Source organism: Paenibacillus sp. PSB04, from assembly GCF_025809195.1.
Taxonomy (GTDB): Bacteria; Bacillota; Bacilli; order Paenibacillales; family Paenibacillaceae; genus Paenibacillus_AQ; species Paenibacillus_AQ favisporus.
Window position 1 is genome coordinate 2,513,058 of sequence record NZ_CP081301.1, and the last position, 13,443, is coordinate 2,526,500.

Below are 13,443 nucleotides of genomic sequence, written 5' to 3' on the forward strand. Positions count from 1 at the left end.
AGGGGTCTTGGTCTAGTTCACGAATATGATATATGACTGAAAGTTCAATTGAATCGCTTTGAATGGGAAATTATGCATTGCACAACCCTGCAGAAATTGAACAAGATGTGCCGGATGTTTGCTTAAATTGCCTGCTATTCTATAGATGAAAGGAGGTCGTTGGATGAATATGCTCGAAAATTTGAACGGAGCATTAGACTACATCGAACAGAATCTTGAGAATGAGATTAATGAACATGAGTTAGCAAAACGTGCATACTGTTCGATTTTTCATTTCAAAAGGATGTTTTCTTACTTGGCAGGTATTCCTCTTCAAGAATATATTCGTCGCAGACGTCTCACGCTAGCGGCATTTGATTTGCAGGATAGATCTCTCAAAGTGATCGACATCGCCATTAAGTACGGTTACAATTCACCTGATGCATTTACTCGCGCTTTTCACGCGTTACATGGAATTACACCAACAGAAGCGAGAATTACCAACCGCTCACTAAAAGCATTTCCTCCAATGATCTTTCGATTATCAATAGGAGGTAGCGAGCCAATGAAGTTTAGAATTGAGCAAAAGGACGCTTTTCGAGTGGTTGGTGTAAGTAATAGAGTTACACCAATAGATTCTGGTGAACATCCTGGTGTGGAACAGGTTTGGAAATTGACTGATAACGAAACGTATGCCCAACTGAAATCACGTAACAATGTAGAACCGTTCGGAATTTTGCATGTGAGCTTCGGTGAAGGAGTACGTGTAAAGCGTGATTATGATTATTACATGGCAGTTGCTTCAACGGAACCCTGTCCAGAAAACCTCTCGGAGTTAATTGTGCCAGCTATGACTTGGGTAGTATTTGAAGTAAAGGTTCCTTGGGAAAAGGAGAAATGGCACCGCATTTATGGAGAATGGTTTCCTTCCTCAGGATACGAGCAAGTTGAAGGTCCAATGATACAAGTGGGCCCTGAAATCGAGGTAGGGTTAGAAAAACAGGTGTATACCGAAGAAAAAGAAGTTGAGTTATGGATTCCTGTTGTTAAAGTTCGCTAGAAATAGGTGAATCTAAAAGAACGACCATGCTTACTGGAAGGGCCATCCCACAAAGGATGGCCCTAAAACTTGCCGATACAAACAGCGCGGAGAACCCTATCACAAAAAACACCCGGCTTTTATTGTGCAACTCGAATCAAATATACGAAGATCGCCGGTGCTATGATCGAAGGGAAAGGAGGGAGGACTTCCATGTACGAATGGAACGAGATGGTCCAGCTTATGGTGGATTGGATCGAAGCCAATATAACGGAGAGTTCGTCTTTATTGAAGATGTCGGAGCAGTTAGGATATTCCCCTTATTATTGTTCCAAGCAGTTCAACCAATTGACTGGGATAACACTACGGGATTACGTCTGGACTCGAAGGATCAGTCGAGCCGCCTTGGAGCTCCGTGACACGGACCAGCGGGTTCTGGATATTGCCTTAAAGTACGGGTTCTCATCCCAAGAGTCGTTTACGCGTGCGTTCAACAAAGCTTTTCAACTCACCCCCGCAGCTTACCAAAAAGCTCCCCGACCTATTAAGTTGGCTATTCGTCAGGAGGTATTCTCGCCTTATCATTATTTGATCAAGGAGCGGGATAAGATGAGCAAGGTGCATTTGCAACCAGCGGAGATCAAAGTCGAGTTCATTCCGGCGCACAAATTTATCGGGATTTGGGACCTTTCCGCAGCAAACTTTGGGGAATTCTGGGAAAGGGGACATTCTTGTGACGAGATCTGTGGCACGCTGGAGAGTATGTCCAACCACGCCCTCCCTGGACAAATGGGTCAGACGGCGGGGTGGTTTTACCAAAATGGTCAAAAGGGGTACTTATATGGAATCCCCGTTTCACTGGAGTACAAGGGGCCCATTCCGGCAGGGATGGAGTGCAGGAAAATTCCGGAATCGGAGTATTTGGTCTTTTTTCACCCGCCTTTCGATTATTTGAAGGATAATGGCGCTGTGATGAGAACCGTTGAAGAAGTGGCATGGAACTTCGACCCGAAAGGTATGGGTTACGAATGGGATGAAGGGATCAAACAAGACTACCAACGGCATTACCCAGAGGGATATGGTTATGCTGTGCTGCGGCCGGTAAAAAAGATATAAGCTGATTATGTAATAACGTAGCGTAAGACCCCTCGTAAAGGGGTCTTTTTGTATGAAATAGGTTAGTGACTCATTAGCTGTTCATTAATGCCATAGACACTTTCCACAATTGTTCAGCCGCACCGGGATCCATTGCGTAAGAGGCGAGCCCTGACTGAGTTTCTCCAACACGAGGTCTGACCTCGTTGCAGTTTTCAAAATATCGGCCACCGATACCGTTTAACAAGGGAGACGTTGCCAATAGCGCGGAAGTAGCGGCTCCCTGTTGAGGGGTCTTCCAGATGATTTCCGGATAGCCTGTTCTAGTCTCGTTCAGCTTTTCGATCTGCTCGGGAGTGATCTGTATACGGTCAACTCCCGGAGTTCGCACACCGCCAGGCATCAAAGCATTTGCTGTGATACCCTCATTGATCCAACGTTTTGAAGCTTCCACGGCGAATAGTATGTTAGCTGTTTTGGATTGGCCGTAGGCAAGAAACGGGTCATAGGGACGGCGCAGGAAGTGAATGTCATCGAACACCACCGGCGAGCGGAGATGCCCCGCAGAACTAACTGAGACCACGCGAGCGCCGTCTGCTGCAGCTAGAGCATCGTGAAGTCCGGTGGCTAGAGCGAAATGTCCCAAATGATTGGTAGCGAATTGAAGCTCCCAGCCTTCAGGAGTTCGCGTCTCGGGCGTTGCCATGATACCAGCGTTGTTAATCAAGATGTGCAGCGGCCCTCTCCATGAAGCAACGAATGAGGCTATCGAGGATCGATCGGTAAGATTTAATGGCATTACCTTAACGAGTGGATTGCCCGTGGTTACAGCAATATCTTCGGCTGCGAGCTTTCCCGCATTGAGATTGCGAACAGCTAGTGTCACTTCGGCGCCCGCTTCAGCCAAAGCCCGGGCCGTTTCAAGGCCGATTCCGGATGTAGCTCCCGTCACGACAGCTCTGCGACCCGCAAGGTTGATCCCTGCAACGACATCGCTTGCTGTCGATTCTGAATGAAATGGGGTTGTAATTAATGAGGATTCCGACATTGTGATTTCCTTCTTTCTTGATTTTCTAATCTCAAGGTCATTATGACTTGAATGGATATATGGAAATAGTTCGTTTCTGCTTAAAACTTGCTCAAAACTGCAAATGATAGAAACCGTTCTTTGCCTTTATCCAGAATTAAGTTACGATTACAAGAAAGGATTCAACGAGCATCTGAGGATCTATCAAAGTAAAGTTGGTGAGTATTGTGGGAGAGCGGCAAATCAAGTACTACCACTTATATTCAGAAAGCCCCCAATCCAAAATGTATTTGGATCAAATGCTGGAGATCGCGAAACGGATTACCCTGGACGAGGGGCGTACCCAAACGATGATTCCGTTTCTAACGACGATGCGGTATAGTCGGCAGACTTCGGAAATTTCTGGTGTTTTGACGCCTTCGATTTGTCTGATTCTACAGGGTGCCAAAAAACTTCATCTCGGCCATGAGGTCATCGATTATCATGCTGGGGATTACTTGGTATCTGTTATTGATATTCCGGCATCCGCAGAAATTATTGGGGCTACCAAGCAATCACCCTATTTCGGTCTGCGCGTTGAATTTACGATGGAAGAGATCGCTTCTGTGGTTATGGAGGCTGGCCTTAATTTTAAACCAAGAAATAAAAAGTTGAATACCGGAGCATACGTCGGGACAGCCGACGAAGGTTTGGTGGAAACTTTTTACCGCCTGCTCAAGCTAATTGAGAAACCGGATGCGAATCGTTACTTGTCTTCTCTGATGAAACGCGAGATGATCTTTCGGCTGCTTTCTGGGGATTCAGGGCATATTTTTTTTCAACAAGTCATGATGGATCAGCAAGACGAGGGGATCGGCAAAGCCATCGCATGGATCAAAGAGAATTATGCTCAATCGATTACTATAAAGGAACTAGCAAAATTATCGAACATGAGCGTATCCGGGCTGCATCATAAATTTAAGGCCGTAACAACATTAGGACCTATACAATATCAAAAGCAGCTTCGGCTCTATGAAGCCAGGCGTCTTATGCTGGGTGGCGCAATTCATGTGACTGCAGCAGCTATGGAAGTTGGTTATGAAAATGTCTCGCAATTTAGCCGGGAATATCGCAGGCTTTTTGGATCTTCACCATCTAAAGATATCAAAGCTTTCAGGAATAGCCCCGGTGTAGAGGAAATAGAAGAGGACAGATTTCGTCGTTAGGTATATGCAGTCCTGTGTCCGATCTCGGTTATTCAGTTGGGTGCAGTTCGAGGACGGAGGAATTTATGTCGTCAATTATATCTTTGAAGATGCCGCGAAGGGGCAAATCCGCGCCTACAGCTTCTGGGAGAACGATTTCCTGCTCGAACCGCCGCTGTGCCTGGGGAATAATCATACAATCACGGCTAATTATATGAAGGGCATTATCTGAACGAGAAACATGTACTTTACAAAGTGAGCCAAACTAACGGAAATATCACTAGAAAATACAGGTAATCAGAGGGAGAAGGATTAATGCAATCTAAGGGATGGATTCCTTTAATAAACATAAGCAACGACGAAAAAATATGGGTGGGGACCAAGATAAGGCTCTTTAATGCCGGATTAAATGTAACAGATAAAGAGTACGACTATTATGATTATCTAGTATCTTATATATACGACAATAATGACCTTCTTCAGTTAACCAATTTATCTCAAGGAGAAGCTGGGAATATACTATGTGTGATTCCAAAGGAGAAGCCATATCACTATTCGCTTGGTAAATCACTAAAGGATGCGGTTGGCTTGGACAATTCTTACGTACTTTTTGAATAGCCTTGATTCCAAAGTAAATTACCGAAATGGAGGGTTCGTTTGCTACTGTACTAAACTAAAGGAAAACTATAGATCGATGACAGGACGGCAGCCGGCAAAAATGTGCGGTTGCCGTCCTTATGTTAATGGGCAGATTAATGTAAAACAGACAAATCAAAAATACATATGTTAACGTCTAAGCTGTATACTTATTAATTCACAGACACTCAGAGAGTGAGGTTTTATTAATGGGTGATTTAAATACTGTTTATATCGAGACAGAAAGACTGGTCGTCAGAACTTTTGAGGAGAAGGACTTGGAGCAATTTAAAAGGCTTATGGATTTGTATGGGGGTTGGCAAATGCAAAAGCCAAGAGCAAAAGAGTTCTTTGAGTGGCACCTTTCTAATTATAAGAAGATGGATATTATAACTGGAGCATTATGCTTAGGTGTTTTTGAAAAGGAAACAGGTGGTATTCTTGGTCAGGTCGCTGCACAAGAACATAATGACCTGCATGAACCTGAATTTGGCTATGGGATTCTCCCGTGCGCAAGAGGGAACGGGTATGCTAAGGAGGCTGCAAAAGCAACCCTTGGATGGATAGAGAAAAAGTATGATATTCCATATATCATTGGAACAGTTGAAATTGACAACATCCCTTCTCAAAGGGTTCTTGAATACTGCGGGTTCCAGCTCGTTGGTGAGCAAAATTTGCTGATACATATGATGAATGAGCGACATGATTTTAAGTATTATCGTTATTATTTGAAATAGTCTAGAATAAACCGATAATCGATACACCAGGATTACGTTATATATAACAATTTGGTGGTGATCACATGTCAACTTCGAGGAAAATTCAGGCTGTATTTATTGACAGGGATGGGACTATTGGTGGTTCTGAAGAGGTTATATACCCCGGTACTTTTAAATTATTTCCTTTCGCCAAACAATCGTTTGAAGTCCTTGTGAGTGCTGGGATACCAATATACGCTTTTACAAATCAACCCGGTATATCTCGTGGAGATGCAACGATTGGCGACTTTCAGGATGAACTAACTTCCTTTGGCTTTGATCATGTATACATATGCCCGCACCAACATGAGGAGGGCTGTACCTGCCGCAAACCCTCGTCGGCTTTGCTCATTCAGGCAGCAGTAGATAACAATCTGGAGTTGAAGAATTGTGCTGTTATTGGAGATAGGTGGACCGATATGATTGCTGCCCAAAGAGCAGGGTGTATCAAGGTGTTAGTAAAAACAGGTTCTGGCGAGAAGGATTTGGCCAAATATCGCAATAATCAATTTTTTGGAGAATGGCTTGAAGCTGCTCCAGATTTCGTAGCTGAAAATGTACTAGAGGCTGTTAACTGGCTCTTAAAATAGCTATTCAGTTAGTCCAACGTTGGCGCAGCTACCAACGTTATTGTCGCTGACATTCCTCTGTTTTTATGAGATATGGGAAAAGCCAAGAGGGAGAACATCACCTTCTTGGCTTTTCTTGCGTAGTGGCGATAGAGGGCGGGTTTTAAAATAAGTTCTCGTACACTACCCTAGTGAGCTCAAAACCTCTTTCAGCCGCTCGGCAAACGACTTTGGCTGAACCTGGTAGCCAATGTGATTTTCCGGGAACTCGGCAATGTCTACCTCCAAACGTTCTGCCAATCCTTCGGCGGAGCGGGCGGGAAAGTAATGTCTGGAGGTACTGCCTATAGCGGGGCGGACTTGTGCCGTAGAATGAGATAGCGCAGTTTGGAGCTGCTCCAGCTTGAAAGCATATCCGAGCACGCCCGGAGCTTCCTTCGCCATGAAGTATTCCATATTTGCAATCATGCGTTCCTTTTGCTCATCGCTCGGCGGCGAAGAAGGGCTGGGGCCGTCATCATCTCGAAGTCCAATGGCTGAAGTGAACTTGATAAAAGCCGGAAATAAGCCTAACTTGCGGTGATCTGCGATTAGGTCCTCCATAATCGTCTTGGCCTGTAATCGTTCATCCCCGTGTAAAAGATCCAGCAAAGGCGGTTCATGCGGAATCAACACACGCACTTGTCCGGGATAGCGCATCGTCAGATCAAGTCCAATGACAGCCCCGGAACTGCTTCCGAAAACGTATGCCGGCTCATCGGTTAAAGCGGCCAAGAGTCGGTGAGCATCGTCACTGTGCGTCTCGATCCGGTAATCTTCAGCCGGATTGGTGAGTTTGCTGCGGGAGTGGCCCCGGCGGTCGTAAGTGACGACCGTGTACTGATCGGCAAGCTGATCCGCAACCTCCAGAAATACATCGGCGTCCCCGCATCCTCCATGGATCATCAGAAGTATAGGCCCTTCCCCGCGCACCTCATAGTGGATACTTGCTCCAGGCACAGTTAACATATCCGTCTTTATCCTACTCATTTCATCTCCTCCTTGTAGGAAGATCATAAAGCAGCTTTATGAACTGAATATGAATCCAACCCAATGGATGAATGGGTCATAGGTACAGGACTTGATGACACTTCTGGATAACTAATCCACGTTGTGACTTGTCACGAAACAAAGTATATACTTTTTATATACAAGCATAGGAGGCGGTTTTCCATGTTTCAGGTTCAAAAATGGGGGGACAGTTTGGGTATTCGCATACCGAAATCCCTTGCTTTGAAGGTAGGTCTGGAGGAAGGCTCCAAGGTCGGTCTTGACGTAGAAAACGGACATCTGATCATCAAACTGAAGCCGTCTTCATTGGAGGCGCTCCTTATCTCAGTTACTCCTGAGAATATTCATAAAGAGATCTCCACGGGGGATCCGGAAGGTCGGGAAGCATGGTAGCCAACGAATAAGTACCAGACCGTGGGGTCTTGGTGTGGCTGCAGTTTAATTCGCAAGCTGGTCATGAACGAGCAGGTAAGCTGCCGGCAATCGTTATTTCTCCAGCAGCTTATAATGAGAAGGTTGGACTTTCCTTGTTTTGTCCGATCACTTCAAAACGGAAGGGCTACCCTTTTGAAGTGATGATTCCGCAGGATTTGCCGATTGAGGGGGTAATCCTTGCCGATCAGGTCAAATGCCTTGACTGGCAATCGCGGAATGCCGTGTTCATTTGTAAAGTTCCGCAGACGACCTTGTCGGAGGTCATCTCCAAACTGAACTTACTTATCCAATAATGATAAACAGAATATACTAAAGAAATGAATGTTATAAGCCAAGAGGACGGACGATCCCGGGCTTTTTTTGTTGTCTTGTCACCACTAAGCATTGCTTACCCGATTAATTGTAAAATAGGTGATTGAAGGTTATGGTTCCGCTTAAAAATGCCAGCTCAGTTGATGAGCTGGCATTGATTTTGCTTTCTAAGCACTGGTAATTCCTTCATAGGGACTTACCAAAGTTGACAAAGGGGAAAATCACAATTAATATACCCATAGGGGTATATGTATAACATCGATAAGGAGTGAAACAGCATGGCATTCAAATTTCCCAAAGCAACGACACCGCAGGAAGTGGCATTAAGACTCAATCGTGGTGAGAAGTTGTATATGCTGGATGTTCGCGAGCCTGAGGAATGGGCTGCGGGTCATCTAGAAGGCGCCAAGCATATTCCGCTCGGGCAGCTTTCCGGACGTCTGCATGAGATTGATAAGTCGAAGGAGATTATCGTGATTTGCCGCAGCGGCAATCGCAGCGGCCTTGCCTGTGAATTGCTGAGTGAAAAAGGATTTGACGTGGTGAATATGACGGGAGGCATGAACGACTGGAATGATGTTGTCCGCTGACCTCCGGCAAAACCATATAAATGGCCCGTATTCAGCATAAGTGTGGGTTCCGGCAGCTGTTAACGGTACAAGCCCATGCTTTTCTGAAACAAGCGAAAGCTAAAGGATGTGAAAACTTTGCAAACGGGAACAATCATTAATTTCGTTATCATTGCACTGTTTGGATGGTTTATATTTTCGAGGTTAAAACCAGTTAAGGGACTCCGGAGCCTGAACGCACAGGAGTTTAGTGACGAAATGAAAAAACCGGGTAAACCTCTGCTGATCGATGTCCGTGAACCGGGTGAATTTAAGGGAGGTTTTATTGCCGGGGCGCAAAACATGCCTCTGTCCCAGCTGCCTGGATCGCTTACTAAAATCCCGAAGGATCAACCGGTGCTCCTTTACTGCCGCAGCGGTATGCGCAGTAAAAACGCGGCGAAGATGCTGCTCAAAAACGGGCACAAGGAACTGGCGCATCTACAGGGCGGTCTGGGTGCCTGGAACGGAAAACTGTCGCGTAAGTAATATCCATGTTTATGTTTGGTTAAGTTAACCTAATGGTGAGATAAAAACGGGAGGCTGACATGCGATGTTTCATTACACGGTTGAAACGAACAAAACGATTGAACAAGCGATTGAAGCTCTGACGGAAAACCTGAAGGCGGAAAAGTTCGGCGTCCTTTGGCGGTTGGACATGAAGGCGAAGCTTCACGAAAAGGGTGTTGAGTTCGATATGCCGTATGAGATCCTGGAGGTTTGTAATCCGGTTGAAGCTAAACGGGTATTGTCTGAAGATGCATTGGTCGGATATTTCCTGCCGTGCAAGCTGGCTGTGTACGTGGAGAACGGAACAACCAAGATCGGCATGCCGAAACCAACGGCATTGATCGGGTTGGCAGAGAATGACGCCTTGATGAGCATTGCATCGGATATCGAAAAGCGCCTGACGGCATGTGTGGATAAGAGTATATAAACGGATACGATAATCCTATTTTCCCATACGATAGTAAAATCAACTAAACCGCTTACATGATAACATGTCGGTAAGTTGGCCGTGAACGATAGACAAATGAAATGCTGTCAGCTGAGAAGGCTGATGGCTTTTTTTTATGAATCGTATATCGGTCAAACTATTCTCTGCAATCCGGATCTGCCTAACCGGGTTCAGGACCATCGGAGGGAACAGGTTATGTCAAAAACGATTGTAGCCGTGATCGGCTGCGGGACCATTGCCAACAATGCGCACATCCCGGCGTACATGGCGAACAAGGATGCTGAGATCAAGTATTTCTGCGACATTCGCAAGGAGCGGGCTGAGAAAGCCGTCGAGCGGTACGGTTGCGGCACGGCGGTGGAGGATTATCAGGTCATTTTGGAGGACACAAACGTGGTGGCGGTATCAATCTGCACGCCGAACAACGTTCATGCTCAGATCGCGATCGACTGCATGCGCGCAGGCAAGCATGTGCTGTGCGAAAAGCCGGCGGCGCGGACGTACCGGGAGGCGCTGGAGATGCAGAAGGTGCAGCACGAAACCGGTATGACGCTGAACATCGGCGTCGTCAACCGCTTCAATAAAGGCGTCAACATCATCAAGCAGATGATCGAAAGCGGCGAGCTTGGCGAACTGTACCACGTCGTCGTAAGCTTCCGCGCGCATCGATCCATTCCCGGGCTCGGCGGTGATTTTACGACCAAGGCGGTCGCCGGCGGCGGGGCGCTGATCGACTGGGGCGTTCATTACCTGGATATCGTCATGTACTGTGCGGGCGATCCGCGGCCGAAGACGGTGACGGGGCAGGCGTACTCCAAGCTGGGCAAAGACATGCAAAATTACGCTTACCTGAACATGTGGGCGGGTCCTCCAAACTATGCGGGCAACTATGACGTCGACGACTTCGTGACGGCGATGATCCGGACCGAAGGCCCGTCGATTTCGGTCAACGGCGCCTGGGCGCAAAACATCGGAGTCGAAGAAACGTACATCGATTTCCTCGGCGACAAGGCGGGCATTCGCCTCCAGTACGGCCAAGAGTTTACCCTGTATTCGGCGAAGCATGGCGCATTGATCGAAAGCACGCCGAACTATCCGAAGACCAATGCGTTCCAGGAGGAGATCGACGGCTTTATCGCGGGTATCCATTCCGGTGAAAAGCTGCCGTCGCACATTGACACGGTGATTTTGACTGCGCAAATGATCGAGGCTATTTATCAATCCTCCGAAGAAAGCCGTGAGATTTCCTTAACGGAAGCTGGAGTGGCGCAGGCATGAAGAAAATCGGTTTTATCGACTACTTCCTGGACGAATGGCATGCTAATCAATATCCCGGATGGATCAAGGACGCCTCACGCGGGAAGATGGAGGTCGCCTTTGCGTATGCGGTTAAGGACGCGGAGCATGGGATGACCAATCGGGAATGGTGCGCAAAGCATGGCGTGGCATGGTGCGACACGATCGAAGAGGTGATCGCCCAAAGCGACTATCTGATCGTGCTGTCGCCTGACAACCCGGAGCAGCATGAGGCGCTGGCGGAGCTGCCGCTCGCCTCGGGGAAACCGACGTACGTGGACAAGACGTTTGCCCCTGACCGGGCAGCCGCCATGCGCCTGTTCGAGAGGGCCAGGCAGCATCGCACGCCGCTGTATTCCTCGTCCGCGCTGCGTTATGCCGACGAATACGAGGAGATTGAGCGCGCGGGGATTCGGGTGATTGCGAGCCTTGGCCCGGGCTCATTCGAGAACTACTCGATCCACCAGATCGAGCCGGTTGTCGCGCTTATGGGTACAGACGCGAAGCGCATCATGTTCATCGGCACGGAGGCTGCGCCGGCACTGCTAATCGAGTTCGCGGGCGGCCGGCAGGCCACGATCCAGCAGCCGGGTCCGGGCTGTCCGTTCATGATGGCCGTCAACTACGATTCCGGTACCTGCCGCGTCGTGCAGCCGGTTTCGGATTATTTTCAGCGCTTCATTCGGGATCTGGTGGCGTTTTTCGAGAACGGACAGGTGAGCGTGCCGCCTGCCGAGACGGTCGCCATTATGTCGATCATCGAAAACGGCAGGATCGCCGCCAAGCAGCCGTATCGCTGGATCGATCTGCCGGAGAGCCGGTAAGCGGCAGGAACAGAACAAAGCAGCCATTTTCGCGGAGAACGGGAATGGCTGCTTTGCGTTGCGCCTGAACATTAATATAGGGCGCAGTATTCAATCTCCATGGAGACTCGCCCTAGCGCACGATGGCACTGGAAACGAGTCTCCGGAGATTTTTTTGCATTGGAACGGGTTGGCCAGCGAACGATCACGGGCTTTGGCAGTCTTGGTAAGCAAAAGCAGTGGAGGGGACGGAATCGATCTGTAGAAGCGTTAGCGTTCGCCTTTGTCTGCGAATTTCTACCTTTTGGTGATATAAAATCAAGAAATTTGGAGACAACAGCGATCGGAAGAACGATCCGTAACCGCAGCGGCCACCTTGCACAATGTTAAGAATTTTGTTCCCTTTTTCCGTCGCATAAACGCCAGAAGCTAATGCTATATCCCCTTCGATTTTTCAACTGGCATGCCGCCGGGCTTTTTCCGAACCAGCCGATCCATGACCCGCCTGCTCCACGGACTAAGCGTTGCCAGCGTGGGAGCATCGACGAACCGGCAGAAAAGATGGGCTAATGCAAAGATAAAAGGAGTTGTTAGGATAACGGTGAGGACTGTGCTAAGGCCGTAAGAGAACAGGAGGTGGAACTGATAGAACAGATAGGAACCCAGCGAGCAAATGATGGTGAAGTGAACCAGGTATAAAGAGAAGGATATCGTGCCGAGGTAGAGGAAGGGCTGCCGGTCGAACAGCGACTTGAGGCGGGGCGAGATGAGCAGGGCCGTTAAGGTCAGGCAAGCGCCCAGCGTATGGTAGAACACGAAGAACGAAAAGGTGGACGAGCCTTTCCATACCAGGATGGAGTAGATGGTGTTCTCGGTCCCCACGTAAGGAAAAGAGCCGAGATACAGTCCGGCCCCCAGAAACAGGGGAGCGCTCCAGGGCGGAAGAACGGCGGTCAGCCGGTTGCGGCCGCTGTACGTCAAGTCGCTGAGTGCCATGCCGAGCACAAACCCGAGGTAATAGGAATCGGCGAGAAGCACCGCAAGAGCGGCGTAACCGATGATCCGCAGCCTGAAGCGGCCGAGGGTCAACAGAAACCCGAAGATGAGGAAGGAACCCAGCAGCTCGTAGGTCATGGTCCATAACACAGGATTGTAAGCGGATCCATAAGTGAAGAAGGTGTGGTACAGCGCCTCCCGGATCATGTCGAGTACACGGGGGCTGGCCGTGAACGGATCGGGCATCGACGATTGGGTCGTTTGGCGGATGTCGTCATAAAATCCCCAGCCCAGCCGCATAACCGCGAAAGCGAGGCAAACGGACAGCGAAGCCGGAATGGCGAGCCGGAAAAATCTGCGCAGCGCGGACGCGTAAATATGCATCTTGTCCTTCGTGAGAAAATAGCGCCAGCTCAGCACGTATCCGCTCAGTACGAAAAAGACGCAAACCGAGAAGTTGCCGTTGAACATCAGGTTCATCGGCGTTCGCGCGGCCAGGCCTTCAAAGGGAAAGTGGGCGATCTCCGGTTTTCCTTCGAAGACAGACGGCGCGAAGACCTGAAAAAAATGGGACACCACGACGACGCAGGCCGCCAGTCCTCTTAAACCATCCAAATAAGCGATTTTAGTCTTCATGTAAGTGCAAGCCTCCCTCGATTTTTGAATCCCATTCTAGGCGATTCGCGAGGGGAAAGATT

General features: G+C 48.4%; 17 protein-coding genes. 14 read left to right on the forward strand and 3 right to left on the reverse strand.

Translation table 11 applies throughout. From position 1 onward, the window contains the following. Positions 1 to 163 precede the first annotated feature (163 nt). Together K2F33_RS11745 and K2F33_RS11750 are read left to right on the forward strand one after the other, a co-directional pair. Entirely contained in the window at positions 164 to 1,039 is an 876-nt protein-coding gene (locus K2F33_RS11745) for an AraC family transcriptional regulator (RefSeq protein WP_263881759.1), read from the forward strand. 192 nt (positions 1,040 to 1,231) lie between these two features. Next, entirely contained in the window at positions 1,232 to 2,134 is a 903-nt protein-coding gene (locus K2F33_RS11750) for an AraC family transcriptional regulator (RefSeq protein WP_263881760.1), read from the forward strand. Between the two features lie 73 nt (positions 2,135 to 2,207). Here the strand turns inward: K2F33_RS11750 and K2F33_RS11755 are convergent, their stop codons facing one another. Then, positions 2,208 to 3,161 carry an SDR family NAD(P)-dependent oxidoreductase gene (locus tag K2F33_RS11755; RefSeq protein WP_263881761.1) on the reverse strand — a complete coding sequence of 318 codons (954 nt, stop codon included), beginning with the start codon at positions 3,159 to 3,161 and terminating at the stop codon, positions 2,208 to 2,210. Positions 3,162 to 3,367: 206 nt separating this feature from the next. On the opposite strand from K2F33_RS11755, the gene K2F33_RS11760 reads away from it, so the two are divergent. From K2F33_RS11760 to K2F33_RS11780, 5 genes are all read left to right on the forward strand, one after another. Further along, positions 3,368 to 4,345 carry an AraC family transcriptional regulator gene (locus K2F33_RS11760; RefSeq protein WP_244879440.1) on the forward strand — a complete coding sequence of 326 codons (978 nt, stop codon included), beginning with the start codon at positions 3,368 to 3,370 and terminating at the stop codon, positions 4,343 to 4,345. A 40-nt stretch (positions 4,346 to 4,385) separates the two neighbouring features. After that, a complete protein-coding gene (locus tag K2F33_RS11765; RefSeq protein WP_263881762.1) occupies positions 4,386 to 4,556 on the forward strand; it encodes a hypothetical protein in 171 nt (56 codons plus the stop codon). An 83-nt stretch (positions 4,557 to 4,639) separates the two neighbouring features. Then, positions 4,640 to 4,942 (forward strand): hypothetical protein, encoded by a 303-nt coding sequence (locus K2F33_RS11770; RefSeq protein WP_212985359.1) that lies wholly within the window; start codon positions 4,640 to 4,642, stop codon positions 4,940 to 4,942. A gap of 227 nt (positions 4,943 to 5,169) precedes the next feature. Further along, on the forward strand, positions 5,170 to 5,697 hold the full coding sequence (locus K2F33_RS11775) for a GNAT family N-acetyltransferase (RefSeq protein ID WP_212985358.1): 528 nt from the start codon (positions 5,170 to 5,172) through the stop codon (positions 5,695 to 5,697). Positions 5,698 to 5,762: 65 nt separating this feature from the next. Then, positions 5,763 to 6,308 carry an HAD-IIIA family hydrolase gene (locus K2F33_RS11780; protein ID WP_263881764.1) on the forward strand — a complete coding sequence of 182 codons (546 nt, stop codon included), beginning with the start codon at positions 5,763 to 5,765 and terminating at the stop codon, positions 6,306 to 6,308. Between the two features lie 162 nt (positions 6,309 to 6,470). Here K2F33_RS11780 and K2F33_RS11785 read toward each other — a convergent pair whose 3' ends face one another. Continuing rightward, positions 6,471 to 7,316: an alpha/beta hydrolase gene (locus K2F33_RS11785; protein ID WP_263881765.1), complete on the reverse strand. Its 846-nt coding sequence runs from the start codon at positions 7,314 to 7,316 to the stop codon at positions 6,471 to 6,473. A gap of 183 nt (positions 7,317 to 7,499) precedes the next feature. Between K2F33_RS11785 and K2F33_RS11790 the strand changes: the two genes are divergently transcribed. The 7 genes from K2F33_RS11790 (at position 7,500) to K2F33_RS11820 (ending at position 11,770) form a co-directional block, all read left to right on the forward strand. Next, positions 7,500 to 7,730, forward strand: coding sequence for an AbrB/MazE/SpoVT family DNA-binding domain-containing protein (locus K2F33_RS11790; protein WP_263881766.1), 231 nt, complete (start codon positions 7,500 to 7,502; stop codon positions 7,728 to 7,730). Positions 7,731 to 7,762: 32 nt separating this feature from the next. Next, the gene (locus K2F33_RS11795; RefSeq protein ID WP_263881767.1) at positions 7,763 to 8,065 is read left to right on the forward strand and encodes a type II toxin-antitoxin system PemK/MazF family toxin; all 303 of its coding nucleotides are present in this window, start codon (positions 7,763 to 7,765) and stop codon (positions 8,063 to 8,065) included. 297 nt (positions 8,066 to 8,362) lie between these two features. Then, positions 8,363 to 8,674: a rhodanese-like domain-containing protein gene (locus tag K2F33_RS11800; protein ID WP_263881768.1), complete on the forward strand. Its 312-nt coding sequence runs from the start codon at positions 8,363 to 8,365 to the stop codon at positions 8,672 to 8,674. A 108-nt stretch (positions 8,675 to 8,782) separates the two neighbouring features. After that, positions 8,783 to 9,181, forward strand: a complete 399-nt coding sequence (locus K2F33_RS11805) for a rhodanese-like domain-containing protein (RefSeq protein ID WP_263881769.1) — start codon at positions 8,783 to 8,785, stop codon at positions 9,179 to 9,181. Positions 9,182 to 9,245: 64 nt separating this feature from the next. Then, positions 9,246 to 9,629, forward strand: coding sequence for a DUF302 domain-containing protein (locus K2F33_RS11810; protein ID WP_089548826.1), 384 nt, complete (start codon positions 9,246 to 9,248; stop codon positions 9,627 to 9,629). 216 nt (positions 9,630 to 9,845) lie between these two features. Continuing rightward, positions 9,846 to 10,928 carry a Gfo/Idh/MocA family protein gene (locus K2F33_RS11815; RefSeq protein WP_263881770.1) on the forward strand — a complete coding sequence of 361 codons (1,083 nt, stop codon included), beginning with the start codon at positions 9,846 to 9,848 and terminating at the stop codon, positions 10,926 to 10,928. Continuing rightward, the gene (locus K2F33_RS11820; protein WP_263881771.1) at positions 10,925 to 11,770 is read left to right on the forward strand and encodes a Gfo/Idh/MocA family oxidoreductase; all 846 of its coding nucleotides are present in this window, start codon (positions 10,925 to 10,927) and stop codon (positions 11,768 to 11,770) included. Before K2F33_RS11815 ends, K2F33_RS11820 begins: the two co-directional genes overlap by 4 nt. Before the next feature lie 414 nt (positions 11,771 to 12,184). Here the strand turns inward: K2F33_RS11820 and K2F33_RS11825 are convergent, their stop codons facing one another. Then, complete coding sequence (locus tag K2F33_RS11825) at positions 12,185 to 13,381, reverse strand: acyltransferase family protein (protein WP_263881772.1); 1,197 nt, start codon at positions 13,379 to 13,381, stop codon at positions 12,185 to 12,187. Positions 13,382 to 13,443 lie beyond the last annotated feature (62 nt).